The following is a 25,614-nucleotide window of genomic DNA, read 5'->3' as shown; positions in this document are numbered from 1 at the left end:
CAGCTGAATGGGCCCCGCGACGGATGTGAAATCCACCTTTTCGCGAATCGTCAAGTTCGACGTATAATGTTGGACTTCTTTTTCCAAATCCGGCGCCGACTGGCCCCCTTTCGTATGTCCATCGAAAATCTTCGCAACATCGCCATCGTCGCCCACGTCGACCATGGCAAGACCACCCTGGTCGACCAGCTGCTGAAGCAGTCCGGCACCCTGTCCGAGCGCACCGTCCTCGCCGAGCGCGTGATGGACAGCAACGACCAGGAAAAGGAACGCGGCATCACCATCCTGGCCAAGAACACCGCCATCACCTGGGAAGACAAGAAGACCGGCATCAAGAACCGGATCAACATCGTCGACACCCCCGGCCACGCCGACTTCGGTGGTGAGGTCGAGCGCGTGCTGTCGATGGTCGATACCGTGCTGATCCTGGTCGACGCGATGGACGGCCCGATGCCGCAGACCCGCTTCGTGACCCAGAAGGCCTTCGCGATGGGCTTCAAGCCGATCGTCGTGGTCAACAAGGTCGACCGTCCGGGCGCCCGTCCGGAATGGGTGATCGACCAGGTCTTCGACCTGTTCGACAAGCTCGGCGCCACCAACGAGCAGCTGGACTTCCCGATCGTCTACGCCTCGGGCCTGAACGGCTATGCCGGCCTGGAAGACACCGTGCGCGACGGCGACATGACCCCGCTGTACGAAGCGATCATGCAGCACGCGCCGAAGCCGGAAGTGGACCCGGAAGGCCCGTTCCAGATGCGCATCAGCCAGCTGGACTACAACAACTTCGTGGGCGTGATCGGCATCGGCCGCATCCAGCGCGGCACCCTGAAGAAGAACATGCAGGTCGCGGTCATCGACCGTGAAGGCAAGAAGCGCAACGGCAAGGTGCTGCAGGTGCTGGGCTTCATGGGCCTGGAGCGCATCGAGCAGGATTCGGCCGAGGCCGGCGACATCGTGGCCATCTCCGGCATCCAGGAGCTGACCATCTCCGACACCATCTGCGCACCGGACTTCCCGGAAGCGCTGCCGGCGCTGACCGTCGACGAGCCGACCATCTCGATGACCTTCCAGGTCAACAACTCGCCGTTCGCCGGCAACAAGGACCTGTCCGGTGGCAAGTTCCTGACCAGCCGCCAGATCAAGGACCGCCTGGACCGTGAAAAGGTCCACAACGTGGCCCTGAAGGTCGAGCAGCTGGAAGACGCCGACAAGTTCCTGGTCTCCGGCCGTGGCGAACTGCACCTGTCGGTGCTGATCGAGAACATGCGCCGCGAAGGCTACGAGCTGGCCGTGTCGCGCCCGGAAGTGATCATCAAGGAAATCGACGGCCAGCTGATGGAGCCGATCGAGCAGCTGGTGGTGGACATCGAAGAAATCCACCAGGGCGGCGTGATGGAAAAGCTGGGCACCCGCAAGGGCCAGCTGAAGAACATGGAATCGGACGGCAAGGGCCGCGTGCGCCTGGAGTACCAGATCCCGGCCCGTGGCCTGATCGGCTTCCAGAACGAGTTCAAGACCCTGACCCAGGGTTCGGGCCTGCTGTTCCACGTGTTCGACCACTACGGTCCGAAGGAACAGGGCGCGATTGCCAAGCGCATCAACGGCGTGATGATCGCCAATGCACCGGGCACCACGCCGGCCTACTCGCTGGGCCCGCTGCAGGAGCGCGGCAAGCTGTTCGCTGCTGAAGGCGACAACGTGTATGAAGGTCAGCTGGTCGGCATCCACTCCAAGGACAACGACCTGACCGTCAACGCGATCAAGACCAAGCCGCTGACCAACATGCGCGCTTCGGGCAAGGACGATGCGATCCAGCTGACCCCGGCGATCAAGTACTCGCTGGAACAGGCCCTGGACTTCATCGAAGACGACGAGCTGGTCGAGATCACTCCGAAGGAGATCCGCCTGCGCAAGAAGTTCCTGACCGAGAGCGATCGCAAGAAGGCTTCGCGCGGCGGCTGAGCCAGCACCCCGTGAACCAGAGCGGCTACAACCCGGATCCACACCGGCATCCGGGTCTGCACGTCATCGCCCTGCTCGAAGCGAGCAAGGCGATGCTGGCGCTGTTGGCCGCCACCGGGCTGGAAGTGCTCGGACCGCAGCCGCTGCGGCACGGCATCATGGCCCTGATCCGGCGTTTCAGCCTCGATCCGGACCATGGCACCCTGCCCTCGCTGCTGCACATGATCAGTCCCGACGCGGTCCACCTGGCCGCGGCGGGGATGATCGGCTACGGCCTGCTGCACCTGGTCGAAGCCTGGGGCCTGTGGCGGGCCAAGGCCTGGGCGTCCTGGCTGGGCTGCCTGACCGCCGCCCTGTACCTGCCTTTCGACGTCTTCGCGATCATCCGCCATCCCGGTTGGCCGTCATGGACGATCCTGGCGATCAACCTGATCGTGGTCTACGTCCTCGCCCGCGACCTGCGCAAGCGCCACCGCTGAGCACCGGCTACACTGGGGATTGGAGCCGACCAAGCCGCCCCATGCGCCCGTCCTTGCCGCCTCTGCTGACCTGCCTGCTCGCCGCGCTGCCGGCGCTGCTTTCGGCTGGCTGCAGCCCGGCCACACCCAGCGCGCATGCGGCCGAACCTGCGAGCCGCAACGTGCCGTTCCCGTACGCCGAAACCGATGTCGCCGACCTGCAGGCGCGGATGACTGCCGGAGATCTGGACAGCACCACCCTGACCCAGGCCTACCTGCAGCGTATCGCCGCCCTGGACCGCACCGGGCCCCGCCTGCGCGCGGTGATCGAGCTCAACCCCGAGGCCCTGAAGGAAGCCGCCGCACGCGACCGCGAGCGCCGCGAAGGGCGCCTGCGTGGGCCGCTGCATGGCATCCCCCTGCTGCTGAAGGACAACATCAACGCCGCACCGATGGTCACCAGTGCCGGCTCACTGGCCCTGCAGGGCTTCCGTCCGGACGATGCCTACCTGGTACGCCGGCTGCGCGAGGCTGGCGCCGTAGTGCTGGGCAAGACCAACCTCAGCGAGTGGGCCAACTTCCGCGGCAATGACTCCATCTCCGGCTGGAGCGCGCGCGGCGGCCAGACCCGCAACCCCTACCGCATCAGCCATTCACCGTGCGGTTCCAGCAGCGGCAGCGCGGTGGCCGTGGCCGCCAACCTGGCCAGCGTGGCGATCGGCACCGAAACCGACGGCAGCATCGTCTGCCCGGCCGCGATCAACGGCGTGGTCGGTCTGAAGCCGACGGTCGGGCTGGTCAGTCGCGATGGCATCGTGCCGATCTCCTTCAGCCAGGACACCGCCGGCCCGATGACCCGCAGCGTCGCCGATGCTGCCGCCGTGCTGACTGCGATCGCCGGCCGCGATGACGCCGATCCCGCCACCGCGACCATGCCCGGCCGTGCGGTCTACGACTACACCGCGCGCCTGGACCCGCAGGGCCTGCGCGGCAAACGCATCGGTCTGCTGCAGACGCCGCTGCTGAAGTACCGCGGCATGCCGCCGCTGATCGATCAGGCAGCGACCGAGCTGCGTCGCGCCGGCGCCGTGGTGGTGCCGGTGGAGCTGCCCAACCAGGGCGCGTGGGCCGAGGCTGAGCGCACGCTGCTGCTGTACGAATTCAAGGCCGGGCTGGAGCGCTACTTCAGCACCCACCGCGCGCCACTGCGCAGCCTGGCCGAACTGATCGCCTTCAACCAGACGCACAGCAAGCAGGAACTGGGCCTGTTCGGCCAGGAGCTGCTGGTGGAGGCCGATGCCACCACCGGCCTGGCAGACCCTGCCTACATCCGCGCGCGCAGTGATGCGCGCCGGTTGGCCGGTCCGGAAGGCATCGATGCAGCCCTCGCCGCCCATCAGCTCGATGCGCTGGTGGCGCCGACCACCGGTGTGGCGTGGCCGATCCGCAGCGAAGGCGACGACTTCCCGGGCGAGAGCTACAGCGCCGCTGCCGTGGCCGGTTACCCCAGCCTGACCGTGCCGATGGGCCAGATCAACGGCCTTCCCGTCGGCCTGCTGTTCATGGGCACCGCCTGGAGCGAGCCGAAGCTGATCGAAATGGCCTACGCCTACGAGCAGCGCACCCGTGCGCGGCGGCCGCCACACTTTGATACCGATGCGCTGATCGACGCCGGCGAGCCCTGAGCTCCGGTGACGCCGCGACATCTTGCTTCCGGTAGTGCCGGCCGCTGGCCGGCAGCTCGATCGCTCCGGCGTTGCCGGCCAGCGGCCGGCACTACCGATCCTGTGGCTCCACCGGCACGATCGCCGCCTCACCATCTTCAGCACCCGGTGAACGCACATCCGCAGTGCGTGCACGTGGACCACGCGGCATATCCAGCTCGTCTTCGTGTTGCAGCCGCGCACGCACCTGCGGCAACGACTGCGGGTGCTCACGTGCGAGGAAATCGAGCATGCGTTCGCGCACCAGGCAGCGAAGATCAAAGGCATCACCGGAACTGCGCGCGCTGACCAGCAGGCGCACCTGGATCGCGCGCTCGTTGGTTTCGGTCACCTGGGTTACGCAGACGCGCCCATCCCATAGCGCCTGGCCATGGCAGATGCGCTCCAGCTCGGCCCGGATCGCCGCGATCGGTGCCCTATAGTCCAGCCACAGAAACGCAGTGCCGAGCAGATCGGCACTGCGCCGCGTCCAGTTCTGGAACGGGTTCTCGATGAACCAGGTCAAGGGCACCACCATCCGCCGCTCATCCCAGATCCGCACCACCACGTAGCTGCTGCCGATCTCCTCGATGCGTCCCCACTCGCCTTCGACGATCACCACGTCGTCCAGGCGGATCGGCTGCGTCAGTGCGATCTGCAGGCCGGCGATGAGGTTGCCGAACACCGGTTTGGCGGCGATGCCCGCCACCAGCCCGATCAGGCCTGCCGACGCCAGCAGCGCCGTGCCGATCTTCTGCACCATCGGGAAGGTCAACAGCACCAGCGACGCACCGAGCACGATGATGCCGCCCATCAACACCCTGCTGAGCACGCGCGTCTGGGTCTGGATGCGGCGTGCCTCCAGGTTGTCGGAGACATCGATGGGATGGCTGCGCAGGATCGCGCGCTCGCCCGCCGCCACCGCGCGTACCAGCAGCCAGACGAAGCAGGCCATCAATGCAATGTGGAGTCCGTGCTGCAGATGGCCCAGCAACGGATCCTGCAGCGGCGTCGCCTGCAAGGCGGGAATCAGCAGCAGCAGCGGCCACGCGGTAGCCAGCGGCAACCCGAGTACTCGACCGATACGCGCACGTCGGCGATCACGCCCTTTCAGCCGGTGATAGATCCACAGGATCAGCCACGCGCCTATGCCGCCCACCACTACGGCCAATCCCAACGGCCATGCGTAGGCCTGTGCGCTCTGCCAGTGCACCGTTGCCACCTCCAGTCGAACAACCAGGTGGACAGCCTCGCGCATGGCGCATGAGCGTCACGTCAGCCGTTCGTAAGCAGGGTGTTGGTCGGGAGGGCTTGCAGCCCTGCACCTGCTGCGTGCTGGGGCAACAGCAACAGCCGAAGCAGAAGCGGGTTTCCTGTGGGATGGCGGGGTGGGTCCGGTTGCGGGGGGCGCTGCAAGTCCCCTCCGGGGCCCGGCCCAGCCGCCGGCGGCTGTGCGTTCGGGCGCTTGCGAAGCGGTGCTTCGCAAGCAAAGCGCCCTCACCCATGTAAGCTCGGTCGCCGCTTGCTCGTGTGCGCAGTCCTGCGCACACGGCAAGACCGGGGTTGGGCGTCCTGCCCAACCCGCCCGAGGCATGCCTCGGGCCAATGCGGCTCACGCCCCCGCAACCGGACCCACCCCGCCTTCGACAGTTTTCTGCGATCTGTCGGAACCTGCTGCTGATGGTGGGTGCCGAGCGTTGGTCGGCACGGGGTCGGAGCCCATTTTGAATACTGCTATCTGACAGAAAAATCGTGTCGACCAACGGTCGACACCTACCAACAGGCGCGCATGCCAATCGCCGCAGTTACCAGTAGATCCACGCCATGCGTGGATGATTCATTCGACATCTGACAGATGTGCCGACCAACGGTCGGCACCCACCAATAGCGACCTGAACCTGTCGAAGGTAGGGCGGTGTCGGAGTGCGGGGTGTCAGCCGCATGGATGCGGCTGCCAAGCTTACAGGGACGTACTTGCAGCGTCCCCGCACTCCGACACCGCCCCGCCAGCCCATGGAATGCATGCTGTTGCCGCTGCTTCGGCTTTTGCCGTTGACGTTGATTGCAGCAGGTGCAGGGCTGCAAGCCCTGCCGAAAACCCCTTACCGCACCTGCTCCTGCTTGCGCACGATCGCCATCGCGATCTCCAGCGACTGCTCATAATTCAACCGCGGGTCCACCGTTGAGCGATACGCACGCTCCAGGTCACGCTCGGTCAGTTCGCGCGCACCACCGGTGCATTCGGTCACGTCCTCGCCGGTCAGCTCCAGGTGCACGCCACCCAGGCGCGTGCCCGCGGCCGCATGCAGATCAAACGACATCTCCACTTCGCCACGCACGTTGTCGAAGCGACGCGTCTTGAAGCCATTGGCAGTGCTTTCGGTGTTGCCATGCATCGCATCGCACACCCACAGCACGCGGCGGCCATCACGCTTGACGGCATCCAGCAGCGGCGGCAGCTTCTCGGCGATCTGCGCCGCACCCATGCGATGGATGAAGCTCAGTCGACCCGGTTCGTCGTGCGGGTTGAGCACATCGATCAGGCGCAGCAGCTGGTCCGGCGTCACCGACGGGCCGACCTTGATCGCAATCGGATTGCGCACGCCACGCAGGTATTCCACGTGCGCGCCATCGAGCGCAGCCGTGCGCATGCCGATCCACGGGTAATGCGTGCTCAGGTTCAACCAGCCCTGCTGGCGCGGCACCCGGCGGGTCAGCGCCTGCTCGTAGGGCAGCAGCAGCGCTTCATGCGAGGTGTAGAAGTCGATGCGGTTGAGGTTGTGCACGCGGGCCCCGGCCAGGGTCTCCATGAAGTGCACCGCATCGCCGATCGAGGCCACCATCTTCTGGTACTCGGCCGCCAGCGGCGAGTGGCTTACCCACTCCAGGTTCCAGTATTCGGGGTGGTGCAGGTCAGCGAAACCACCGTCGATCAGCGCACGCACGAAGTTCATCGTCATCGCCGAATGCGCGTGGGCCTGCAGCATCCGCTTCGGGTCCGGCAGACGCGCTGCTTCAGTGAAAGCGGGGGCGTTGATCACATCGCCGCGGTAGCTCGGCAGGGTCACGCCGTCGCGGGTCTCGGTATCGGCCGAACGCGGCTTGGCGTACTGGCCGGCAAAGCGGCCAACGCGGATCACCGGCTGGCGCAGGCCGTGCACCAGCACCAGGCTCATCTGCAGCAGGACCTTCAGCCGGTTGGAGATGGTGCCCGATTCGCAGTCGCTGAAGTTCTCGGCGCAGTCGCCGCCCTGCAGCAGGAAGCGCTTGCCTTCCTGGGCCTCGGCCAGCTGCTGCTTCAGCGCCAGGATCTCCCATGAGGTGACCAGCGGTGGCAGCCGCTTAAGCTCGTGCAGGGCCGCCCCCAGGGCTACCGGGTCGGGATAGGTCGGCATCTGCAGCGCGGTCTTGCCCCGCCAGCTCTCCGGCGACCAGGCAGCGGCGGTCGCGGCGGGATCGGGCACAGGCGGAACGGCGGACAGGCTCATTGCAGACTTCCGGGATGGGGGGCGGTCATGGTCGCAGAGCCGGCCGCTGACGCAAAGGGCCGGTCCGGCCTACCGGCTCGCCTGAACGGCAGAGAAAGGCCGACGCCAGCGGCCAGATCCTGCATGGTCAGCCGCCCGGGACAGGCGCATGATTTGTTACGGAGTAACACTTCAATGTCATGGACCGGCCCCTTCCACATCCAGCCGCCACCTCTCCCACCATGAAGCCCTCGCCCCTCGCTACCGGCATCACCTTCGCCCTGGCTCTGGCCAGCCTGCCCGCCTTCGCCTCGGCAGCCGACGCCCCCGCTTCGTCCGTCAAGGATCTGGATGCGGTCACCGTCCACGCCCAGCTCGACCAGGCCCGCAACACGCTGTCGCCGGACATCGGCAGCAGCCAGTACCAGATCACCGCCGAGGACATCCAGAAGCAGCCGCTGGGTGCCTCCGCGCCACTCAGCCAGGTACTGCTGCAGGCCCCTGGCATGGTCCAGGACTCCTATGGCGGCGTGCATGTGCGTGGCGACCACGCCAACCTGCAGTACCGCATCAACGGCGTGCTGCTGCCCGAATCGATCTCCGGCTTCGGCCAGACCCTGGACGCGCGCACCATCAAGAGCATCCGCCTGATGGACGGCGCACTGCCGGCGCAGTTCGGCGAGCGCACCGCAGCGGTGGTCGACATCACCACCCGCAACGGTGCCGGGCTGGGCAATGGCGGCAGCGCGGGGCTGACCACCGGCTCGTTCGGCAAGATCAATCCGAACGCCTCGTGGTGGGGCAGCCAGGGGCGCTGGAGCTGGTTCCTGACCGGCAATTACGACCAGAACGAGGTCGGCCTGGAGAACCCCACCAACTCACGCAAGCCGCTGCACGACGACACCCACCAGGGCAAGGCCTTCGCCGACCTGACCTACCTGGTCAATGACAACACCCGCCTGAGCGTGTTCGCCGGTTTCGCCAACAACCGCTTCCAGATCCCGGTCAACCCCGGGCAGACCCCACAGTTCGGTTATCTGGACACCACCACCTTCGACTCCAGCCAGCTGGATGAGACCCAGCGCGAGACCACCCGCTTCGGCATGCTGGTGCTGCAGGGCACGCTGGGCGGCACCGCGTACCAGCTATCGGCCGGACAGCGCTACAGCGACGTGGCGTTCAACCCGGACGTGGTGGGCGACCTGGTGTTCAGTGGCGTCGCCTCGCAGGTCCAGCGCAGCAACCGCGCCAACACCCTGCAGGCCGACTTCTCAACGCCGTTGGGCAACGACCACACGCTGCGCTATGGCCTGTACGGCAATTACGAGAACGCGCGGGCCAGCAGCAACAGCTGGGTGTTCCCGGTTGATGACGGCGGCCAGCAGTCCGGCACGACACCGCTGTTGATCCCCGACCGCAGCGCGTTCCACGCCAGTACGCTGGCACTGTACGTACAGGACGAGTGGAAGATCGGCGACGACTGGACCGTGAACTACGGCCTGCGTGGCGACCGCTACAAGGCCTTCGGCCGCACCGAAGGCCAGCTCAGCCCGCGCGTGGGCGTGGTCTGGAATGCCAGCGACAGCACCACCGTGCACGCCGGCTATTCGCGCTACTTCACGCCACCGGCCAGCGAGTTGATTGCCAGCAGCGACATCGCGCTGTACGACGGCACCACCAACCAGCAGCCCAGCGGCGGCAACAACACGCCGCTGGCCGAGCGCAGCGACTACTACGACATCGGCGTCTCGCAGCAACTGGGCGAGCACCTGACCCTGGGCCTGGACGCGTATGACCGACGCGTCGCACGCCTGCAGGACGAAGGCCAGTTCGGCGCCGCCTACATCTACTCGACGTTCAACTATCGCCGTGGCCACATCCGTGGACTGGAGTTCAGTGCCGACTACAGCAACGGCCCGTTCAGCGCCTACTTCAACGCGGCGTACAACAAGGCCATCGGCACCCAGGTGATCACCAGCCAGTACAACCTCGATCCGGACGCGCTGGCCTATGTGGCCGACCACTGGATCCACCTCGACCACGACCAGAAACTGACCTCATCGGGTGGCTTCAGCTACGCCTTTGCCGGACACAACCGGATCGGTGCCAACTACGTGTTCGGCAGCGGCCTGCGTTCGGACATCGAGGGCGTACCCAACGGCGGCGAGCTGCCGTCGTACCTGCAGGTGAACCTCAGCGCCGGGCACGACTTCAATGCCGACAGCGGCCATCCGTTGCACGTCCAACTGGCCGTGATCAACGCACTGGATCGCAGCTACCAGCTGCGCGACGGTGGCGGTGTCGGCGTCTTCGCCCCGCAGTGGGGACCGCGCCGAGGTGCTTACCTGAGCCTGCAGCAGGACTTCTGAGGTAGTGCCGGCCGCTGGCCGGCATCCTCACGGTGTGCCGGCCAGCGGCCGGCACTACCCTTCGTCAACGATTGGGGTCAGAGCCCTTTGCGATGCCAAGGGACCCGACCCCGTTTCGCTTTCAGCGCTTGACCTTGCCCAGCGACACCACGAGCGCCCACAACGCCAGCAGCACGAACCACACGCCCGACCACATCGGCATGGTCAGGCCCAGGAAGGTCCAGTCGATGTTGCCGCAGTTGCCGGTACCGGTCAGTACCGTGCGGAATACTTCCAGCGGTCCCATGGTCTCGCTCAGGAACGCCAGCGGCGGGCCACAGGTGGAGCCCATTTCCGGCGGCAGCATCTGCACGTAGACGTGGCGCGCGGCGATGCCGGCACCCACTGCGGCGGCAATGAACGCCAGCACGCCATAGGTCGCGCGTCCCGGGCGGTTGGAGGGCCCGTGCAGCGCACCGATCAGGAACAGCAGGCCGAGCGCGGCAAAGGCCAGGCGCTGGAAGATGCACAGCGGACACGGCTCCAGGCCCATCTTCAACTGCAGGAAGATCGCGTAGCCAAGCAGGCCCGCGCAGATCAGGAAGCCCAGCAAGAACTGGGCGCGGAAGGGCCAGCGCAGTGGATTCATCGTCAACGCTCAAATGGATCAGGCGCCAAGCGTAACCGAGAGTGCGTGCCATTCGAACCGCCACAGGTGACGCCTGTCGGAACGGTGCGGGTCAGATCCCAGTGCGAATGCAAAGGGCTCTGGCCTGCGGTGCTGCCTGCCCGGGGTCAGGGCCCTTTCCTGCGGAAAGGGATCCGAGCCCTGGAAACGCAAAAGCCCGGCAGAGGCCGGGCTTTCGCTGTGTCGCGTTGGAGCGGTCCGATTACTCGGCCACTTCCTCGGCCACGACCGGACGGTCAACCAGCTCAACGTAGGCCATCGGCGCGTTGTCGCCGGCGCGGAAGCCGCACTTCAGCAGGCGCAGGTAGCCGCCCGGACGGTTCGCGTAGCGCGGGCCCAGGATGGTGAACAGGTTGCCCACGGCTTCGTTGTCGCGCAGGCGGGCGAAGGCCAGACGGCGGTTGGCGACGGAGTCGACCTTGGCCAGGGTGATCAGCGGCTCGGCAACGCGGCGCAGTTCCTTGGCCTTCGGCAGGGTGGTCTTGATCAGCTCGTGCTTGAACAGCGAGGCGGCCATGTTCTTGAACATCGCTTCGCGGTGGGCGCTGGTGCGGCTGAACTTACGGCCAGACTTCTGGTGACGCATGGTGATATTCCTTGGTTAATGATGTGGCTGTGTAGATCGTTGTCGCCATCCTGGCGTTGCTGCGCGGACTGCGGATGGTCCTGGCCGCCCGTCCTGGACGACCTGCCGCGCGAACCTGCGGTTCGTCATGGCATGGTGTGTTGCATTGAAGGCCCCACCGCGAACGGTGGAGCCTTCAGGCATTACCGATATCAGCCCAGCATGCCGTGGCTGGCGACACCGGCCGGCGGCCAGTTCTCCAGCTTCATGCCGAGCGACAGGCCGCGCTGAGCCAGCACTTCCTTGATCTCGGTGAGCGACTTCTTGCCCAGGTTCGGGGTCTTCAGCAGCTCCACTTCGGTCTTCTGGATCAGATCGCCGATGTAGTAGATGCTTTCAGCCTTCAGGCAGTTGGCCGAACGCACGGTCAGCTCCAGATCGTCGATCGGGCGCAGCAGCACCGGATCCACGCCGTTGTTTGCCGGCTTGGCCGCACCGCGGTCGCGGTGGGTGAAGTCACCGAACACCGACAGCTGGTCACTGAGGATGTCGGCGGCGGTGCGCACGGCTTCCTCGGCGTCGATGGTGCCGTTAGTCTCGATATCGATGACCAGCTTGTCCAGGTCGGTACGCTGTTCGACGCGGGCCGCTTCCACGGCATAGGCGACGCGGCGGACCGGCGAGAACGAGGCATCCAGGACCAGGCGGCCGATGGCACGGGTTTCTTCGTCCGGACGACGACGCGCGGCAGCCGGCTGGTAGCCGAAACCACGTTCGATCTTCAGACGCATGTTGATTGCCGTGTCCTTGGTCAGGTGGCAGATCACATGGTCGCCGTTCAGGATCTCCACATTGTGGTCGACCTTGATGTCGGCAGCGGTGACAACGCCCGGGCCCTGCTTGGACAGGGACAGGGTGGCGCTGTCGCCGGAGTGCATACGGATGGCCACGTCCTTGAGGTTCAGCAGGACTTCGAGCACGTCCTCCTGCAGACCTTCGACCGTGGTGTACTCATGCAACACGCCGTCGATTTCGACTTCCGTGATGGCGAAGCCCGGGATGGACGACAGCAGCACGCGACGCAGGGCATTACCCAGCGTATGCCCGTAACCCCGCTCCAAAGGTTCGATAACGACCTTTGCACGGGTGTCGGTAAGGCGTTCGATCTGCGGACCGCGAGGACGCAGAACCTGGTTGGCGGTAACCGTCATGTTGCGGGTTCTCCTAGTGAACCCCCGGCCGTCGCCGGGGGCTCTCCAATGTGAATTACTTCGAATACAGCTCGACGATCAGCGCTTCGTTGATGTCCGCAGGCAGATCCGAACGATCCGGAACAGCCTTGAAGATGCCGGTGAACTTGCCGGAATCCACTTCAACCCACGACGGGCTCAGGTCATGCTGGGCGGCGACGGTCAGGGCTTCCTGGACGCGCAGCTGCTTGGCAGCCTTTTCAGACAGAGCGATGGCGTCGCCAGCCTTGACCTGGTACGAAGCCAGGTTGACCGACTTGCCATTCACGGTGACGCCGCGGTGCGACACCAGCTGACGGGCAGCCGGACGGGTCACGGCGAAGCCCATGCGGTAGACGACGTTGTCCAGGCGGGTTTCCAGCAGCTGCAGCAGGTTCTCGCCGGTGTTGCCCTTCTTGGTCGAGGCCTTCTTGTAGTAGTTGCGGAACTGACGCTCCAGCAGGCCGTAGATACGCTTGACCTTCTGCTTTTCACGCAGCTGGGTGGCGTAGTCGGACAGCTTGCCCTTGCGGGCAGTGGCGCCGTGCTGGCCGGGCTTCTGCTCCAGCTTGCACTTCGAGTCCAGCGCACGCGCCGGGCTCTTCAGGGACAGGTCGGCGCCTTCGCGGCGGGCGAGCTTACAGGTAGGACCGATATAACGAGCCATTTCTTATCGCTCCCTTTAGACGCGACGCTTCTTCGGCGGACGGCACCCGTTGTGCGGGATAGGCGTCACGTCGATGATGTTGGTGATCTTGTAGCCGACGTTGTTCAACGAACGCACGGCCGACTCACGGCCCGGACCCGGGCCCTTGATGCGAACTTCCAGCGACTTCACGCCGTAGTCCAGCGCAGCACGACCGGCCTTTTCAGCGGCCACCTGGGCAGCGAACGGGGTCGACTTGCGCGAACCGCGGAAGCCAGCGCCACCGGAGGTCGCCCACGACAGAGCGTTGCCCTGGCGGTCGGTGATGGTGACGATGGTGTTGTTGAACGAAGCGTGGACGTGGGCAACGCCGTCGGTGACGACGCGCTTGATCTTCTTCTTGGTCTTAGCAGCGGGCTTAGCCATTTCTCAGTCCCTTACTTCTTGATCGCCTTGCGCGGACCCTTGCGGGTGCGGGCGTTGGTACGGGTGCGCTGGCCACGCAGCGGGAGGCCACGACGGTGACGCAGGCCGCGGTAGCAGCCCAGGTCCATCAGGCGCTTGATCGCGATGCCGATCTCACGGCGCAGATCGCCTTCCACGATGTACTTGCCGACTTCGGCGCGCAGGCGCTCGATTTCCGGCTCCGACAGATCGCGGATCTTGGTGGTCGAAGCAACGCCTGCGACTTCGCAGACCTTCTTCGAACGGGTACGGCCGATGCCGTAAATGCTTTGCAACCCGACCCAGACATGCTTCTGGGCTGGCAGGTTGACGCCTGCAATACGCGCCATGACGCGGTTCTCCAGCTGAGTGATGGCCGACAGCGCGCCTCGGGCACGCCAATCCGGCGGGATGGATCAAAAAAGTGAACTAGCGATACTAACAAGGTTCCGGTTTACATGGAAGCCCGTGAAACCATTGGTTTCATGAACCCGGCCTGGGGAGTGTGCCCAGGCTCCGGCGCCGGATGGGGTTGGACCTGGGGTTCCCCCCGGGGCCGCCCGCGCTACTCCAGCGCGGGACCACCTCATCACACCCCCACCCGGAACCGCTGCGGGGGCCGCCCTTCGTTTGTGTGGCCGGAGTCCGCGAAGCGGAGGGACCATCACGTCAGGAAGACGAAAGTATAACAGGCCAATCAGCCGCGGGCAAAACCGCCGCGGTTGCCGCCCTTCAGGTTGGCCTTCTTCAGCAGGCTCTCGTACTGGTGGGACATCAGGTGCGCCTGCACCTGGGCGATGAAGTCCATCACCACCACCACCACGATCAGCAGCGAAGTACCACCGAAGTAGAACGAGGCGTTCAGCTGCGTGCGCATCAGTTCCGGCAGCAGGCAGACGATCACCAGGTAGGCCGAGCCGGCTGCGGTCAGGCGGGTCAGCACGCCGTCGATGTAATCGGCGGTGGCCTTGCCCGGGCGGATGCCCGGAATCAGCGCGCCCGACTTCTTCAGGTTGTCGGCGGTTTCCTGCGAGTTGAACACCAGCGCGGTATAGAAGAACGCGAAACCGGTGATCAGCGCAGCGAACACGATCATGTGCAGCGGCTCGCCCGGGCCGAGGGCATTGGCGACCTTCTGCAGGACCTGGCCGAAGCTGCTCTGATTGGCAGCCTGGCCGGACCACATGGCCAGGGTGGCCGGGAACGCCAGCAGGCTCGAGGCGAAGATCGCCGGGATGACGCCGGCCATGTTGAGCTTCAGCGGCAGGAACGAGGTCTGGTTCATGTACGCGTTGCGACCGCCCTGGCGGCGCGCGTAGTTGACCGTGATCCGGCGCTGGCCACGTTCGACGAACACCACGAAGAAGGTGAAGGCGAGCACGACGATGGCGATCAGCAGCAGCTGGATGAACTGGATGTTGCCGTCGCGGTAGGCGTCGAAGGTGTGGATGATCGCACCCGGCAGGCCTGCGACGATACCGGCGAAGATGATCAGCGACACACCGTTGCCGATGCCGCGTTCGGTGACCTGCTCACCGACCCACATCAGGAACATGGTGCCGGCGGTCAGCGCGACCACGGCGGTGAGCACGAAGCCCATGCCCGGCGCGTACACGACCGGAGCGCCCGACGGCGAGACCTGGCCCTGCAGGGCCAGCGCGATCGAGCCGCCCTGCACCACTGCCAGCAGCACGGCGCCGATGCGCGAATACTGGGTGATCTTGCGGCGGCCGGACTCACCTTCCTTCTGCATCGCCTTCAGGGCGGGGAAGATGTGCACGGCCAGCTGCATCACGATCGATGCCGAGATGTACGGCATCACGTTCAGCGCGAAGATGCTGAAACGGTGCAGGGCGCCGCCCGAGAACATGTTGAACATGTCCACGATGCCGCCGCCCTGCTGTTGCATCATGGCAAGCATGGCATCGGGATTGACGCCCGGCACCGGCACGTAGCAGCCGATGCGATAGACGATCAAAGCCCCGACGACGAACAGCAAACGTTGGCGAAGTTCAGTGAACTTGCCCATTCCGCCCGCGAGGTTACCGATGCCAGCTTGCGCCATGATTTTCTTACTCCGTTACGCTGCCGCCGGCAGCTTCGATCGCGGCCTTGGCACCCGCCGTGGCAGCAATACCCTTCAGGGTGAACGCCTTGGTCACTTCGCCCTTGACGACGACCTTGGCCTTCTTGGCAGTGCTCGGGACCAGCTTGGCAGCACGCAGGGCGGCGAAGTCGATCTCACCGGCCGGCAGCTTGTCCAGCGCGTACAGCAGCACTTCAGCGGTGTCCTTGGCGATCGGCGAACGGAAGCCGATCTTCGGCAGACGACGCTGCATGGGGGTCTGGCCGCCTTCGAAGCCAGCCTTGATCTTGCCGCCACCCTTGCGGGCGAACGAACCCTTGTGGCCGCGGCCGGCAGTCTTGCCCAGGCCCGAGCCGATACCGCGACCGACGCGGGTACGCTCGGTGCGGGCGCCCGGTGCCGGGCTCAGTTCATTGAGACGCAGAGTCATGGTCGATTACTCCTCAACCTGGACGAGGTACTGAACCTTGTTGATCAGGCCGCGCACCTGCGGGCTGTCCTTCAGTTCACGCACATCGTTGAGCTTGTTCAGGCCCAGGGCACGCACCGACAGGCGGTGACGCGACTGGGTACCACGCAGGCCACGCACCAGGCGGACCTTGACAGTCTTGTTGGACTCATTAGCCATGGTTGAGTTCCTCCACCTTCTTGCCGCGCTTGGCCGCGATGCGAGCCGGCGACTGTGCAGCAGCCAGGCCCTTCACGGTGGCACGCACCAGGTTGATCGGGTTGCGCGAACCGGTGGCCTTGGCCAGCACGTTCTTCACGCCAACGGCTTCCAGCACGGCGCGCATGGCACCGCCGGCGATCACGCCGGTACCTTCCGAAGCCGGCTGCATGAACACGCGGGCTGCGCCGTGACCATCCTTGATGGTGTGCCACAGGGTGCCGTTGTTCAGGTCAACGCTGACCAGGTTCTTGCGGGCCTGTTCCATCGACTTCTGGATGGCAACCGGCACCTCGCGGGCCTTGCCATAGCCGAAACCGACCTTGCCTTCGCCGTCGCCGACGACGGTCAGGGCGGTGAAGGTGAACTGGCGGCCACCCTTGACGGTCTTGCTGACGCGGTTGACCGCGACCAGCTTTTCGATCATGCCGTCGTCGATCTTCTCTTCGCGGTTACGGTCGCGATCGCGACCCCGCTGCTGACGCTCTTCTGCCATGTTGATTCCTTGGTTGTTTGGGTATGTACGGCTCGAAGCCGCTTATGGTTGTGGCGTGACGCGGCGTTCCGGTGGGCCGCTGCAGAAGAGCGGCGCCGTCCAGCCTCACTCAGGCTGGCGAGCAGGTGGGCAGGAGGCCAATGGCCCCCTGCCTTTGTCCCTTAGAACTGCAGGCCGGCTTCGCGGGCGGCTTCTGCCAGGGCCTTGATGCGGCCGTGGTAGCGGTAGCCCGAACGATCGAAGGCAACCTTCTCGATGCCGGCGGCCTTGGCGCGCTCGGCAACGATGCGGCCAACCTTGGCAGCAGCATCGGCGTTCTTGCCGTTCTTCAGGCCTTCGATGACGTCGGCCTGGGTGGTGTTGGCAGCAGCCAGCACCTTGGAGCCGTCGGCGGTGAAGACCTGGGCGTACAGGTGCTGGCCGGTGCGCAGCACCGACAGGCGGGCGACGCCGAGCTCACGGATGTGGGCACGGGTCGACTTGGCGCGACGCAGGCGGGCGATGTTCTTGTTCATTTTGATTATTCCTTGAAAGCTGAAGGAAGAGCTTTTCCCTGAGAAGTCCGCACAGGGATGTGCGGGCTCTTGCGAGGGACTCGCGCTTATGCCTTCTTGGCTTCCTTACGGATGATGACTTCGTCGGAGTACTTCACGCCCTTGCCCTTGTACGGTTCCGGCTTGCGGAACGCACGGATCTTGGCGGCAACTTCACCGACGACCTGCTTGTCAGCGCCCTGGACCAGGATCTCGGTCTGGGTCGGGGTCGACAGCGTGATGCCTTCCGGCGCCACGAACACGACCGGGTGCGAGAAGCCCAGCGACAGGTTCAGGTCCTTGCCCTGCATGGCAGCGCGGTAACCCACGCCCACCAGCTCCAGCTTGCGCTCGAAGCCTTCGGACACGCCCTTGACCATGTTGGACAGGATCGCACGCACGGTACCGGTCAGTGCGACCAGGTCGGCGCTTTCGGTGCTCAGGGTGGCAACGCCGTTGTCGACGTTGATGGCAATACCGGCCGGCTTGGCCAGCGACAGGGTGCCCTTCGGGCCCTTGGCGGTGACGCTGTCCGACTGGACGTTCAGTTCAACCTTACCCAGGGTAATCGGCTTCTTGGCTACGCGGGACATAGTTCTACTCCTTTCGCCTTAGGCCACGAAGCACAGGACTTCGCCGCCGACGCCCAGCTGGCGCGCCTGCGCATCAGTCATGATGCCCTTGGAGGTGGAAATGATGGAGATACCCAGGCCGTTCATGACCTTCGGCAGCTCGCTCTTGCCGCGGTACTGGCGCAGGCCCGAACGCGAGAAGCGCTTCAGGGTCGCGATGACCGGCTTGCCTTCGAAATACTTCAGCACGATTTCCAGCTCGGACTTGTTGTTTTCCAGCTGGGTCACGCGCAGGTCGGCGATGTAACCCTCGTCCTTCAGGACCTGGGCGATCGCAACCTTGATCTTGGACGACGGGGCTTTCACCGTCTGCTTGCCCACCGCGGCCGCATTCTTGATGCGGACCAGCAGGTCGGCGATGGGATCAGTCATGCTCATATGAGTACCTTTGAGTGCACCGATATCCGCTTTCGCGAAAATCTGTTGTCTCCTGGAAACGGGCCAGGTCCCTTGATGCAGCGGGCCGGAAGCCCACTCCTACGACCCCGTTTGCGCAGGGCAAGACGCGGGAGTATACGCCAAAAGAGCCCGGCTTGCGCCGGGCTCCTCGGTTTTTTTGCGTCGGGAAAGCTGAATGCCTCCCCTGCCCGGTTCAGGAACCCCCGAAGGGGCTCCTGATCGCAGGGCCGGCTGGGGTTACCAGCTGGCCTTGCGCAGACCCGGCACGTCGCCACGCATGGTGGCTTCACGCAGCTTGTTACGGCCCAGGCCGAACTTGCTGTAGACGCCACGCGGACGACCCGACAGCTCGCAACGATTACGCTGGCGGCTCGGCGACGAATCGCGCGGCAGCTTGGCCAGCTTGGTTGCGGCCTCGATCTTCTCTTCGTAGGTCGCGTCCACGGAGGACACGATCTTCTTCAGAGCCGCACGCTTTTCAGCGTACTTCTTGGCCAGCTTTTCCCGCTTGATGTCGCGGTTGACCATGGAGGTCTTTGCCATTTCGGTTTCCTCGACAGATCAGTTACGGAACGGGAACTTGAACGCTGCCAGCAGCGCCTTCGCTTCCGCATCGGTCTTCGCAGTGGTGGTGATGGCGATATCCATGCCGCGGATCGCATCGACGGCGTCGAAGTCGATTTCCGGGAAGATGATCTGTTCCTTCACACCCATGTTGAAGTTGCCGCGGCCGTCGAAGGAACGGCCGGAAACACCACGGAAGTCGCGCACGCGCGGCAGCGAGATGTTGATCAGGCGGTCCAGGAACTCGTACATCTTGTGGCGACGCAGCGTGGTCTTGCAGCCGATCGGCCAACCATCACGGATCTTGAACGACGCGACCGAGATACGCGACTTGGTGACAACCGGCTTCTGGCCGGAAATCTTGGTCATGTCCGCGACGGCGTTTTCCAGGATCTTCTTGTTGGTGGCAGCCTCGCCGACACCCATGTTCAGGGTGACCTTGACGAGCTTCGGTACTTCCATCGGATTGGTGTAGCCGAACTGCTTCATCAGCGCCGGCACCACTTCTTCCTTGTAGATCTTTTCGAGACGGGAAGTCATCTTCACATTCCTCAGGCGTCGAGCGCCTCACCGCTGGAGCGGAACACACGCAGTTTGCGTCCATCCTCCAGCACCTTGAAGCCAACGCGTTCGCCCTTGCCCGAAGCCGGGTTCAGCACGTTCACGTTGGAGATATGGATCGAAGCTTCGCGCTCGACCACGCCGCCGGCAACACCTGCCTGCGGGTTCGGCTTGGTGTGGCGCTTGACGATGTTCACGTTGGCGACGACCACACGGTCGCCGTCGACGCGGACGACTTCGCCCTGCTTGCCCTTGTCCTTGCCAGCGTTGACGACAACCTGGTCGCCCTTCTTGATACGGTTAGCCATGATTATCTCCTGTCGCTCACAGCACTTCGGGAGCGAGCGAGACGATCTTCATGAACTTCTCCGAACGAAGTTCACGGGTCACCGGCCCGAAGATACGGGTACCGATCGGCTCCTGCTTGTTGTTCAGCAGGACGGCCGCGTTGCCGTCGAAGCGGATCAGCGAACCGTCGGCGCGACGCACACCCTTGCGGGTACGCACCACGACGGCGTCATACACTTCACCCTTCTTGACCTTGCCGCGCGGAATCGCATCCTTCACGGTGACCTTGATGATGTCGCCGATGCCGGCGTAACGGCGCTTGGAACCACCCAGCACCTTGAAGCACATCACCTGCTTGGCACCCGAATTGTCCGCGACGTCAAGGTAGCTCTGCATCTGGATCATGATTCAGACTCCTTATTCAGCCGCACGCGTGATGACTTCCACCACGCGCCAGTTCTTGGTCTTGGACATCGGAGCAATCTCGGTCACGCGGACGACATCGCCTTCCTTGCAGGCGTTGTCGGCATCGTGGGCGTGCAGCTTGGTCGAGCGCTTGATGTACTTGCCGTACAGCGCGTGCTTGACCTGACGCTCAACCAGGACGGTAACCGTCTTGTCCATCTTGTTGCTGACGACACGGCCTTCGACCGTGCGCAGCGTCTTCTTTTCAGTATTGTCGCTCATAGCGGCCATCCTTACTTCGTGCTGCCGAGCAGGGTCTTGACGCGAGCAATCTCGCGACGGACCCGGCGAATGTCGTGGGTCTTCGGCAGCTGGCCGGTGACCTGCTGCATACGGACAGAGAACTGTTCCTTACGCAGGTCGATCAGGTGGGCCTTGAGTTCGTCAGCCGACTTTTCACGGAGAGTTTTGATATCCATCAGCGCACCGTACGGGTCACGAAAGTGGTGGTGACCGAGAGCTTGGCGGCGGCCAGGCGGAACGCCTCGCGAGCCACTTCCTCGGAAACACCCTCGATTTCATAGATCATGCGGCCGGGCTGGATCTGGGCCACCCAGTATTCCACGTTACCCTTACCCGAACCCATTCGGACTTCGATGGGCTTCTTGGTGATGGGCTTGTCGGGGAACACGCGGATCCACATCTTGCCGCCGCGCTTGACGTAGCGGCTGATCGAGCGGCGGGCCGCTTCGATCTGGCGCGCGGTCAGCTGACCGTGTGCGGTTGCCTTCAGGCCGTATTCGCCGAAGCTGACAGCGTTGGCGCTCCAGCTCAGGCCATCGTTACGGCCCTTGTGTACCTTGCGGTACTTGGTTCGCTTGGGTTGCAACATTGTCGTTACCTCGCTTCACGGGCCGGGCGCTGACGGTCACCACGGTCGCCGCGATCGTGACGATCGTTGCGCGACGGGGTGTCGTCCTGCTTTTCCTGGCCAACCTGGGAGAAATCGAAGACCTCGCCCTTGTAGATCCAGACCTTGATGCCGATGATGCCGTAGGTCGTCTTGGCTTCAGCGAAGCCATAGTCGATGTCGGCACGCAGGGTGTGCAGCGGCACGCGGCCTTCGCGGTACCACTCCGAACGGGCGATTTCTGCACCGTTGAGGCGGCCACCGACGTTGACCTTGATGCCCAGGGCACCCAGGCGCATCGCGTTGCCGACCGAGCGCTTCATTGCACGGCGGAACATGATGCGACGCTCCAGCTGCTGGGCGATCGACTCGGCAACGAGCTGCGCGTCCAGTTCCGGCTTGCGCACTTCGGTGACGTTGATGTGCGCCGGGACGCCCATCATCTCGCTCACTTCCTTGCGCAGCTTCTCGATGTCCTCACCGCGCTTGCCGATCACCACGCCCGGACGGGCGGTGTGGATCGTCACGCGAGCGGTCTTGGCCGGACGCTCGATCAGGATCTTGCTGATGCCGGCCTGGGCCAGCTTCTTGCGCAGCATGTCGCGCACTTTCAGGTCGGCTGCCAGGTAACCGGCGAACTCGGCCTTGTTGGCGTACCACTTGGAGTTCCAGTCCTTGGAAATGCCGAGGCGGATACCAATCGGATGAACTTTATGACCCATGGTCTTTTCCTTATCCGCTTACTTGGCGGCGCCCACAACCACAGTGATGTGGCTGGTGCGCTTGAGGATGCGGGTACCGCGGCCTTTCGCCCGCGCCATGAAACGCTTCAGGGTCGGACCTTCATCAACCATGATGGTCTGAACCTTCAGCTCGTCGACGTCGGCGCCCTGGTTGTTCTCGGCATTGGCAATAGCCGACTCCACCACCTTCTTGATCAGGTGGGCAGCCTTCTTGTCCGAGAACTTCAGCAGGTTGACCGCACGTTCGGCCGGCAGACCGCGCACCTGGTCAGCGACCAGACGAGCCTTCTGCGGGGAGATGCGCGCAGTGCGCAGGATGGCTTTCGCTTCCATTGTCATCTCTCCTTACTTGCCCGACTTCTTGTCACCACCGTGACCCTTGAAGGTCCGGGTGATGGCAAATTCGCCGAGCTTGTGGCCGACCATGTTCTCGTTGACGAGAACCGGGATGTGGTTCTTGCCGTTATGCACGGCAATGGTGATGCCTACCATGTCAGGCAGGATCATCGAACGGCGCGACCAGGTCTTGATCGGCTTCTTGCTGCCCGCAGCGGCCTCCACCTTCTTGACGAGGTGGTGATCGACGAACGGGCCCTTCTTGAGTGAACGTGCCATGGTCGATTAGCCCCTACGATCGCGGACGATGAACTGCTGAGTGCGCTTGTTATGGCGCGTCTTGTAACCCTTGGTCGGGACACCCCACGGGGTGACCGGATGCGGGTTACCCTGGCCGGCCTTGGCCTCACCACCACCGTGCGGGTGGTCAACCGGGTTCATGGCAGCACCACGAACGGTCGGGCGGACGCCGCGCCAACGCTTGGCACCGGCCTTGCCCAGCTTTTCCAGGCTGTGCTCGTCGTTGCCGACTTCACCGATGGTGGCGCAGCACTCGACCGGAACCTTACGCATTTCACCCGAGCGCAGGCGCAGGGTGGCGTAGATGCCTTCGCGAGCCACCAGCTGCACGGCCGCACCAGCGGCGCGAGCGATCTGAGCGCCCTTGCCCGGCTTCAGTTCGATGCAGTGGATGGTGGTGCCGACCGGGATGTTGCGCAGCGGCAGGGTGTTGCCGGCCTTGATCGGGGCATCCGAACCAGCGATCACCTGATCACCGGCCTTCAGGCCCTTCGGGGCGATGATGTAGCGACGCTCACCGTCGACGTAGCACAGCAGGGCGATGTGGGCGGTGCGGTTCGGATCGTATTCGATGCGTTCCACGCGCGCCGGGATGCCCAGCTTGTTGCGCTTGAAGTCGATGATGCGGTAGTGCTGCTTGGCACCACCACCGACGTGACGCACGGTGATGCGGCCATGGTGGTTACGACCACCCGAGCGGCTCTGCGACTCGACCAGGGCAGCGTGCGGAGCACCCTTGTGCAGGTCGGGAGTAACCACGCGCACGGCCGAACGGCGGCCGGGGGAAGTGGGCTTGAATTTCATCAATGGCATGGGATGTACCTCAGGCCTTGGCCGTTACATCGATCGACTGGCCATCGGCCAGGCGAACGTACGCCTTGCGCCAATCGCCGCGGCGGCCAGCACGGTTACGGAAGGACTTGTTCTTGCCCTTGACGTTGACCACGTTGACAGCTTCGACCTTGACGTCGAACAGCTGCTCAACCGCGGCCTTTACATCGGCCTTGGTGGCTTCGTTCGAAACTTCGAAGACATACTGGTTGGAGAGTTCCTGCAGGCGCGCGGTCTTTTCGGAGACACGCGGGGCACGCAGCACGCTGAAGATTTTTTCGTTGCTGTTCATGCCAGCCACTCCTCGACCTTCTTGACCGCGTCAGCGGTGATGACGACCGTGTCGGCACCCACCAGCGAGACCGGATCCAGGCCCTGGACGTCACGCACCTGCACGTACGGCAGATTGCGGGCGGACAGGTACAGGTGCTCGGACGCTTCTTCGGTGACGATCAGCGGGCGCTTGCCCACCTCCAGGCCGGCCAGCTTGGCGACCAGACCCTTCGTGTTGGTCACTTCGACGTCGAAGGACTCCACGATGGTCAGACGGCCCTGACGGTTCAGCTCGGACAGGATCGCGCACATGGCGGCACGGTACTGCTTACGATTGACCTTCTGCTCGAAGCTGCGCGGCTTGGCCGCGAAGGTGACACCGCCGCCGACGAAGATCGGCGCCGTCAGTGCGCCATGACGCGCGCCGCCGCCCTTCTGCTTCTTCGACTTCTTGGTGGTACCAGCCACTTCGGAGCGAGTCTTCTGTGCCTTGGTGCCGGCGCGACCGGCGTTGCGGTAAGCAACGACGACCTGGTGGACCAGATCTTCGCTGAAATCGCGACCGAACACGGCTTCGGAGACCGAGACCTTGTTGTTGCTACCCGTGATAACGAGTTCCATCGTCATCTCTCCTTATGCCTTGCTCGCCGGACGGACGATCACATCGCCACCCGCCGCGCCCGGAACGGCGCCGCGAACGGCGATCAGACCGCGCTCGACGTCGACCTTGACCACTTCCAGGTTCTGGGTGCTCTGCTGCACCGCGCCCATGTGGCCCGACATCTTCTTGCCCGGGAAAACGCGACCCGGGGTCTGGCGCTGACCCAGCGAACCCGGCGCGCGATGCGACAGCGAGTTACCGTGGGTTGCATCGCCCATACGGAAGTTGTGGCGCTTGATGGTGCCCTGGAAGCCCTTACCCTTGGTGACACCCTGGACGTCGACGATCTGGCCGACTTCGAAGATGTCCGCCTTGACTTCGCCGCCAACGGCGAAATCGCCGAGCTGCGCGTCTTCAACGCGGAATTCCCACAGGCCACGACCCGCTTCCACCTTCGCCTTGGCGAAGTGGCCGGCTTCCGGCTTGTTGACCAGGGCAGCGCGACGCGCGCCGACGGTCACCTGCACGGCGCTGTAGCCGTCGGTTTCGACGGTCTTGATCTGCGCGATGCGGTTCGGGGTTGCTTCGATCAGGGTCACCGGGATGGAGCGGCCATCTTCAGTGAACACGCGGCTCATGCCGGCCTTGCGGCCCACGAAGCCCAACGAATACTTCTTCGTCATGGTCGTAGTCCTCAGGTCAACTTGATCTGAACGTCGACGCCGGCAGCCAGTTCGAGCTTCATCAGCGCGTCCACGGTCTTGTCATTCGGGTCAACGATATCGAGCACGCGCTTGTGCGTGCGGGTCTCGTACTGGTCACGCGCGTCCTTGTCGACGTGCGGGGAGACGAGAACGGTGTAGCGCTCGATCTTGGTCGGCAGCGGGATCGGGCCACGCACTTGCGCGCCGGTCCGCTTTGCCGTTTCAACGATCTCGCTGGCCGAACGGTCGATCAGACGATGATCGAACGCTTTCAGCCGGATCCGGATCTTTTGGTCCGCCATGGCGGTAGGTTCCTTCGTTAAAAGAGCGACAGACAAAGCCTCTGGGTTGCTTTGCCCCATGAAATTCCTGAATACGGACGGCCCACACTCCTGCAGGCCGACAAGGTCACTCCATGGACCTCAAAAACGTAGGCAGACCAGTTTCCCGGCCTGCCCAGACGTAGAAGCATAATGGCACACAAGGCAGCTGTCAACAGTCGCCTGTTGACGCCGCCTGAATGGCATTGACCCTTCCTGGTCCGGGGAACACAAGGCACATCCTGTGCCTGCTTTCCCATTTGATACGCCCCGATGCCCTACCCAGGCAACATCGGGGCGCAGATACTACCAGATTACTCGATGATCTTCGAGACCACGCCGGCGCCGACGGTGCGGCCGCCTTCGCGGATGGCGAAGCGCAGGCCTTCGTCCATCGCCACCGGGTTGATCAGGGTGACGACCATCTTGACGTTGTCACCCGGCATCACCATTTC

General features: G+C 64.2%; 35 protein-coding genes. 4 read left to right on the top strand and 31 right to left on the bottom strand.

What is annotated here, in order from left to right; all coding sequences use genetic code 11:
- The first annotated feature begins 114 nt into the window (after nt 1–114).
- Genes typA through AC5P68_RS12775 form a run of 3 tightly spaced genes read left to right on the top strand, consistent with a single transcriptional unit; the run spans nt 115 to nt 4,105 of the window.
- On the top strand, nt 115–1,962 hold the full coding sequence (gene typA, locus AC5P68_RS12785; protein ID WP_005412346.1) for a translational GTPase TypA: 1,848 nt from the start codon (nt 115–117) through the stop codon (nt 1,960–1,962).
- Between the two features lie 11 nt (nt 1,963–1,973).
- Nucleotides 1,974–2,441, top strand: coding sequence for a DUF2127 domain-containing protein (locus AC5P68_RS12780; RefSeq protein ID WP_049433060.1), 468 nt, complete (start codon nt 1,974–1,976; stop codon nt 2,439–2,441).
- Nucleotides 2,442–2,482: 41 nt separating this feature from the next.
- The gene (locus AC5P68_RS12775; protein WP_231522200.1) at nt 2,483–4,105 is read left to right on the top strand and encodes an amidase; all 1,623 of its coding nucleotides are present in this window, start codon (nt 2,483–2,485) and stop codon (nt 4,103–4,105) included.
- Between the two features lie 91 nt (nt 4,106–4,196).
- Here AC5P68_RS12775 and AC5P68_RS12770 read toward each other — a convergent pair whose 3' ends face one another.
- Together AC5P68_RS12770 and AC5P68_RS12765 are read right to left on the bottom strand one after the other, a co-directional pair.
- Entirely contained in the window at nt 4,197–5,381 is a 1,185-nt protein-coding gene (locus AC5P68_RS12770) for a mechanosensitive ion channel family protein (RefSeq protein ID WP_033835444.1), read from the bottom strand.
- Between the two features lie 844 nt (nt 5,382–6,225).
- Nucleotides 6,226–7,611, bottom strand: coding sequence for a class II 3-deoxy-7-phosphoheptulonate synthase (locus AC5P68_RS12765; RefSeq protein WP_414498181.1), 1,386 nt, complete (start codon nt 7,609–7,611; stop codon nt 6,226–6,228).
- A gap of 221 nt (nt 7,612–7,832) precedes the next feature.
- On the opposite strand from AC5P68_RS12765, the gene AC5P68_RS12760 reads away from it, so the two are divergent.
- Nucleotides 7,833–9,959 (top strand): TonB-dependent receptor, encoded by a 2,127-nt coding sequence (locus tag AC5P68_RS12760; RefSeq protein WP_049403831.1) that lies wholly within the window; start codon nt 7,833–7,835, stop codon nt 9,957–9,959.
- Nucleotides 9,960–10,080: 121 nt separating this feature from the next.
- Here the strand turns inward: AC5P68_RS12760 and AC5P68_RS12755 are convergent, their stop codons facing one another.
- The 29 genes from AC5P68_RS12755 to AC5P68_RS12615 all read right to left on the bottom strand — a co-directional run.
- Nucleotides 10,081–10,587 (bottom strand): disulfide bond formation protein B, encoded by a 507-nt coding sequence (locus AC5P68_RS12755; RefSeq protein ID WP_005412342.1) that lies wholly within the window; start codon nt 10,585–10,587, stop codon nt 10,081–10,083.
- 241 nt (nt 10,588–10,828) lie between these two features.
- Nucleotides 10,829–11,212 carry a 50S ribosomal protein L17 gene (rplQ, locus tag AC5P68_RS12750; RefSeq protein WP_005408217.1) on the bottom strand — a complete coding sequence of 128 codons (384 nt, stop codon included), beginning with the start codon at nt 11,210–11,212 and terminating at the stop codon, nt 10,829–10,831.
- A gap of 191 nt (nt 11,213–11,403) precedes the next feature.
- Complete coding sequence (locus tag AC5P68_RS12745; RefSeq protein WP_005408216.1) at nt 11,404–12,402, bottom strand: DNA-directed RNA polymerase subunit alpha; 999 nt, start codon at nt 12,400–12,402, stop codon at nt 11,404–11,406.
- A 55-nt stretch (nt 12,403–12,457) separates the two neighbouring features.
- Nucleotides 12,458–13,087, bottom strand: a complete 630-nt coding sequence (gene rpsD / locus AC5P68_RS12740) for a 30S ribosomal protein S4 (protein ID WP_004145446.1) — start codon at nt 13,085–13,087, stop codon at nt 12,458–12,460.
- A 15-nt stretch (nt 13,088–13,102) separates the two neighbouring features.
- Nucleotides 13,103–13,492, bottom strand: coding sequence for a 30S ribosomal protein S11 (rpsK, locus tag AC5P68_RS12735; protein ID WP_004145443.1), 390 nt, complete (start codon nt 13,490–13,492; stop codon nt 13,103–13,105).
- 11 nt (nt 13,493–13,503) lie between these two features.
- Nucleotides 13,504–13,860: a 30S ribosomal protein S13 gene (gene rpsM / locus AC5P68_RS12730; RefSeq protein ID WP_004154500.1), complete on the bottom strand. Its 357-nt coding sequence runs from the start codon at nt 13,858–13,860 to the stop codon at nt 13,504–13,506.
- Nucleotides 13,861–14,207: 347 nt separating this feature from the next.
- Nucleotides 14,208–15,575, bottom strand: a complete 1,368-nt coding sequence (gene secY / locus AC5P68_RS12725; protein WP_005408215.1) for a preprotein translocase subunit SecY — start codon at nt 15,573–15,575, stop codon at nt 14,208–14,210.
- A gap of 7 nt (nt 15,576–15,582) precedes the next feature.
- Nucleotides 15,583–16,026, bottom strand: coding sequence for a 50S ribosomal protein L15 (rplO, locus tag AC5P68_RS12720; protein ID WP_004154498.1), 444 nt, complete (start codon nt 16,024–16,026; stop codon nt 15,583–15,585).
- A gap of 6 nt (nt 16,027–16,032) precedes the next feature.
- On the bottom strand, nt 16,033–16,224 hold the full coding sequence (gene rpmD, locus AC5P68_RS12715; protein WP_005408214.1) for a 50S ribosomal protein L30: 192 nt from the start codon (nt 16,222–16,224) through the stop codon (nt 16,033–16,035).
- Complete coding sequence (rpsE, locus tag AC5P68_RS12710; RefSeq protein WP_004154496.1) at nt 16,217–16,759, bottom strand: 30S ribosomal protein S5; 543 nt, start codon at nt 16,757–16,759, stop codon at nt 16,217–16,219. The genes rpmD and rpsE overlap by 8 nt, the downstream gene beginning before the upstream one ends.
- Nucleotides 16,760–16,920: 161 nt before the next feature.
- Nucleotides 16,921–17,280, bottom strand: coding sequence for a 50S ribosomal protein L18 (gene rplR, locus AC5P68_RS12705; protein ID WP_026346969.1), 360 nt, complete (start codon nt 17,278–17,280; stop codon nt 16,921–16,923).
- An 80-nt stretch (nt 17,281–17,360) separates the two neighbouring features.
- Complete coding sequence (gene rplF / locus AC5P68_RS12700) at nt 17,361–17,885, bottom strand: 50S ribosomal protein L6 (RefSeq protein WP_019659576.1); 525 nt, start codon at nt 17,883–17,885, stop codon at nt 17,361–17,363.
- A gap of 18 nt (nt 17,886–17,903) precedes the next feature.
- Nucleotides 17,904–18,302, bottom strand: a complete 399-nt coding sequence (gene rpsH / locus AC5P68_RS12695) for a 30S ribosomal protein S8 (RefSeq protein ID WP_021204581.1) — start codon at nt 18,300–18,302, stop codon at nt 17,904–17,906.
- Nucleotides 18,303–18,560: 258 nt separating this feature from the next.
- Entirely contained in the window at nt 18,561–18,866 is a 306-nt protein-coding gene (gene rpsN / locus AC5P68_RS12690) for a 30S ribosomal protein S14 (protein ID WP_019659577.1), read from the bottom strand.
- Nucleotides 18,867–18,884: 18 nt separating this feature from the next.
- On the bottom strand, nt 18,885–19,427 hold the full coding sequence (rplE, locus tag AC5P68_RS12685) for a 50S ribosomal protein L5 (protein ID WP_005415416.1): 543 nt from the start codon (nt 19,425–19,427) through the stop codon (nt 18,885–18,887).
- Between the two features lie 11 nt (nt 19,428–19,438).
- A complete protein-coding gene (rplX, locus tag AC5P68_RS12680; protein ID WP_004154490.1) occupies nt 19,439–19,756 on the bottom strand; it encodes a 50S ribosomal protein L24 in 318 nt (105 codons plus the stop codon).
- A gap of 16 nt (nt 19,757–19,772) precedes the next feature.
- A complete protein-coding gene (gene rplN, locus AC5P68_RS12675; RefSeq protein WP_010483978.1) occupies nt 19,773–20,141 on the bottom strand; it encodes a 50S ribosomal protein L14 in 369 nt (122 codons plus the stop codon).
- A gap of 12 nt (nt 20,142–20,153) precedes the next feature.
- Complete coding sequence (rpsQ, locus tag AC5P68_RS12670; RefSeq protein ID WP_004154489.1) at nt 20,154–20,423, bottom strand: 30S ribosomal protein S17; 270 nt, start codon at nt 20,421–20,423, stop codon at nt 20,154–20,156.
- A gap of 11 nt (nt 20,424–20,434) precedes the next feature.
- Nucleotides 20,435–20,620, bottom strand: coding sequence for a 50S ribosomal protein L29 (gene rpmC / locus AC5P68_RS12665; RefSeq protein WP_004154487.1), 186 nt, complete (start codon nt 20,618–20,620; stop codon nt 20,435–20,437).
- Nucleotides 20,620–21,033 (bottom strand): 50S ribosomal protein L16, encoded by a 414-nt coding sequence (gene rplP, locus AC5P68_RS12660; protein WP_004154486.1) that lies wholly within the window; start codon nt 21,031–21,033, stop codon nt 20,620–20,622. Before rplP ends, rpmC begins: the two co-directional genes overlap by 1 nt.
- A 5-nt stretch (nt 21,034–21,038) precedes the next feature.
- A complete protein-coding gene (gene rpsC / locus AC5P68_RS12655; protein WP_005415414.1) occupies nt 21,039–21,773 on the bottom strand; it encodes a 30S ribosomal protein S3 in 735 nt (244 codons plus the stop codon).
- Between the two features lie 18 nt (nt 21,774–21,791).
- Nucleotides 21,792–22,127 carry a 50S ribosomal protein L22 gene (gene rplV, locus AC5P68_RS12650; protein WP_004145348.1) on the bottom strand — a complete coding sequence of 112 codons (336 nt, stop codon included), beginning with the start codon at nt 22,125–22,127 and terminating at the stop codon, nt 21,792–21,794.
- A gap of 12 nt (nt 22,128–22,139) precedes the next feature.
- Complete coding sequence (gene rpsS, locus AC5P68_RS12645) at nt 22,140–22,409, bottom strand: 30S ribosomal protein S19 (RefSeq protein WP_005415413.1); 270 nt, start codon at nt 22,407–22,409, stop codon at nt 22,140–22,142.
- A gap of 6 nt (nt 22,410–22,415) precedes the next feature.
- A complete protein-coding gene (rplB, locus tag AC5P68_RS12640; RefSeq protein WP_004145339.1) occupies nt 22,416–23,243 on the bottom strand; it encodes a 50S ribosomal protein L2 in 828 nt (275 codons plus the stop codon).
- A gap of 10 nt (nt 23,244–23,253) precedes the next feature.
- Nucleotides 23,254–23,553, bottom strand: a complete 300-nt coding sequence (rplW, locus tag AC5P68_RS12635) for a 50S ribosomal protein L23 (RefSeq protein WP_004145338.1) — start codon at nt 23,551–23,553, stop codon at nt 23,254–23,256.
- Nucleotides 23,550–24,155 carry a 50S ribosomal protein L4 gene (rplD, locus tag AC5P68_RS12630; protein WP_019659578.1) on the bottom strand — a complete coding sequence of 202 codons (606 nt, stop codon included), beginning with the start codon at nt 24,153–24,155 and terminating at the stop codon, nt 23,550–23,552. The genes rplW and rplD overlap by 4 nt, the downstream gene beginning before the upstream one ends.
- Nucleotides 24,156–24,167: 12 nt before the next feature.
- Entirely contained in the window at nt 24,168–24,818 is a 651-nt protein-coding gene (gene rplC / locus AC5P68_RS12625; RefSeq protein WP_004145336.1) for a 50S ribosomal protein L3, read from the bottom strand.
- Nucleotides 24,819–24,829: 11 nt separating this feature from the next.
- On the bottom strand, nt 24,830–25,141 hold the full coding sequence (gene rpsJ / locus AC5P68_RS12620; protein ID WP_005408208.1) for a 30S ribosomal protein S10: 312 nt from the start codon (nt 25,139–25,141) through the stop codon (nt 24,830–24,832).
- 332 nt (nt 25,142–25,473) lie between these two features.
- Nucleotides 25,474–25,614 (bottom strand): EF-Tu C-terminal domain-related protein (locus AC5P68_RS12615; protein WP_487247787.1); only part of this gene is annotated, 141 nt, incomplete at its 5' end.

It is taken from the genome of Stenotrophomonas sp. YJH_SMC_58, assembly GCF_059369635.1.
Note: the sequence above shows the minus strand (reverse complement) of the source record. Positions and strands in the feature narration are given on the sequence as shown.

Excerpts from the sequence above, each read along its gene's own strand:
- typA (WP_005412346.1), top strand. The coding sequence starts at position 115 with ATGTCCATCGAAAATCTTCGCAACATCGCCATCGTCGCCCACGTCGAC.
- AC5P68_RS12775 (WP_231522200.1), top strand. The coding sequence starts at position 2,483 with ATGCGCCCGTCCTTGCCGCCTCTGCTGACCTGCCTGCTCGCCGCGCTG.
- AC5P68_RS12770 (WP_033835444.1), bottom strand. The coding sequence starts at position 5,381 with ATGCGCGAGGCTGTCCACCTGGTTGTTCGACTGGAGGTGGCAACGGTG.
- AC5P68_RS12765 (WP_414498181.1), bottom strand. The coding sequence starts at position 7,611 with ATGAGCCTGTCCGCCGTTCCGCCTGTGCCCGATCCCGCCGCGACCGCC.
- AC5P68_RS12760 (WP_049403831.1), top strand. The coding sequence starts at position 7,833 with ATGAAGCCCTCGCCCCTCGCTACCGGCATCACCTTCGCCCTGGCTCTG.
- AC5P68_RS12755 (WP_005412342.1), bottom strand. The coding sequence starts at position 10,587 with ATGAATCCACTGCGCTGGCCCTTCCGCGCCCAGTTCTTGCTGGGCTTC.
- rplQ (WP_005408217.1), bottom strand. The coding sequence starts at position 11,212 with ATGCGTCACCAGAAGTCTGGCCGTAAGTTCAGCCGCACCAGCGCCCAC.
- AC5P68_RS12745 (WP_005408216.1), bottom strand. The coding sequence starts at position 12,402 with ATGACGGTTACCGCCAACCAGGTTCTGCGTCCTCGCGGTCCGCAGATC.
- rpsD (WP_004145446.1), bottom strand. The coding sequence starts at position 13,087 with ATGGCTCGTTATATCGGTCCTACCTGTAAGCTCGCCCGCCGCGAAGGC.
- rpsK (WP_004145443.1), bottom strand. The coding sequence starts at position 13,492 with ATGGCTAAGCCCGCTGCTAAGACCAAGAAGAAGATCAAGCGCGTCGTC.
- rpsM (WP_004154500.1), bottom strand. The coding sequence starts at position 13,860 with ATGGCGCGTATTGCAGGCGTCAACCTGCCAGCCCAGAAGCATGTCTGG.
- secY (WP_005408215.1), bottom strand. The coding sequence starts at position 15,575 with ATGGCGCAAGCTGGCATCGGTAACCTCGCGGGCGGAATGGGCAAGTTC.
- rplO (WP_004154498.1), bottom strand. The coding sequence starts at position 16,026 with ATGACTCTGCGTCTCAATGAACTGAGCCCGGCACCGGGCGCCCGCACC.
- rpmD (WP_005408214.1), bottom strand. The coding sequence starts at position 16,224 with ATGGCTAATGAGTCCAACAAGACTGTCAAGGTCCGCCTGGTGCGTGGC.
- rpsE (WP_004154496.1), bottom strand. The coding sequence starts at position 16,759 with ATGGCAGAAGAGCGTCAGCAGCGGGGTCGCGATCGCGACCGTAACCGC.
- rplF (WP_019659576.1), bottom strand. The coding sequence starts at position 17,885 with ATGTCCCGCGTAGCCAAGAAGCCGATTACCCTGGGTAAGGTTGAACTG.
- rpsH (WP_021204581.1), bottom strand. The coding sequence starts at position 18,302 with ATGAGCATGACTGATCCCATCGCCGACCTGCTGGTCCGCATCAAGAAT.
- rpsN (WP_019659577.1), bottom strand. The coding sequence starts at position 18,866 with ATGGCAAAGACCTCCATGGTCAACCGCGACATCAAGCGGGAAAAGCTG.
- rplE (WP_005415416.1), bottom strand. The coding sequence starts at position 19,427 with ATGACTTCCCGTCTCGAAAAGATCTACAAGGAAGAAGTGGTGCCGGCG.
- rplX (WP_004154490.1), bottom strand. The coding sequence starts at position 19,756 with ATGGCTAACCGTATCAAGAAGGGCGACCAGGTTGTCGTCAACGCTGGC.
- rplN (WP_010483978.1), bottom strand. The coding sequence starts at position 20,141 with ATGATCCAGATGCAGAGCTACCTTGACGTCGCGGACAATTCGGGTGCC.
- rpsQ (WP_004154489.1), bottom strand. The coding sequence starts at position 20,423 with ATGAGCGACAATACTGAAAAGAAGACGCTGCGCACGGTCGAAGGCCGT.
- rpmC (WP_004154487.1), bottom strand. The coding sequence starts at position 20,620 with ATGGATATCAAAACTCTCCGTGAAAAGTCGGCTGACGAACTCAAGGCC.
- rplP (WP_004154486.1), bottom strand. The coding sequence starts at position 21,033 with ATGTTGCAACCCAAGCGAACCAAGTACCGCAAGGTACACAAGGGCCGT.
- rpsC (WP_005415414.1), bottom strand. The coding sequence starts at position 21,773 with ATGGGTCATAAAGTTCATCCGATTGGTATCCGCCTCGGCATTTCCAAG.
- rplV (WP_004145348.1), bottom strand. The coding sequence starts at position 22,127 with ATGGAAGCGAAAGCCATCCTGCGCACTGCGCGCATCTCCCCGCAGAAG.
- rpsS (WP_005415413.1), bottom strand. The coding sequence starts at position 22,409 with ATGGCACGTTCACTCAAGAAGGGCCCGTTCGTCGATCACCACCTCGTC.
- rplB (WP_004145339.1), bottom strand. The coding sequence starts at position 23,243 with ATGCCATTGATGAAATTCAAGCCCACTTCCCCCGGCCGCCGTTCGGCC.
- rplW (WP_004145338.1), bottom strand. The coding sequence starts at position 23,553 with ATGAACAGCAACGAAAAAATCTTCAGCGTGCTGCGTGCCCCGCGTGTC.
- rplD (WP_019659578.1), bottom strand. The coding sequence starts at position 24,155 with ATGGAACTCGTTATCACGGGTAGCAACAACAAGGTCTCGGTCTCCGAA.
- rplC (WP_004145336.1), bottom strand. The coding sequence starts at position 24,818 with ATGACGAAGAAGTATTCGTTGGGCTTCGTGGGCCGCAAGGCCGGCATG.
- rpsJ (WP_005408208.1), bottom strand. The coding sequence starts at position 25,141 with ATGGCGGACCAAAAGATCCGGATCCGGCTGAAAGCGTTCGATCATCGT.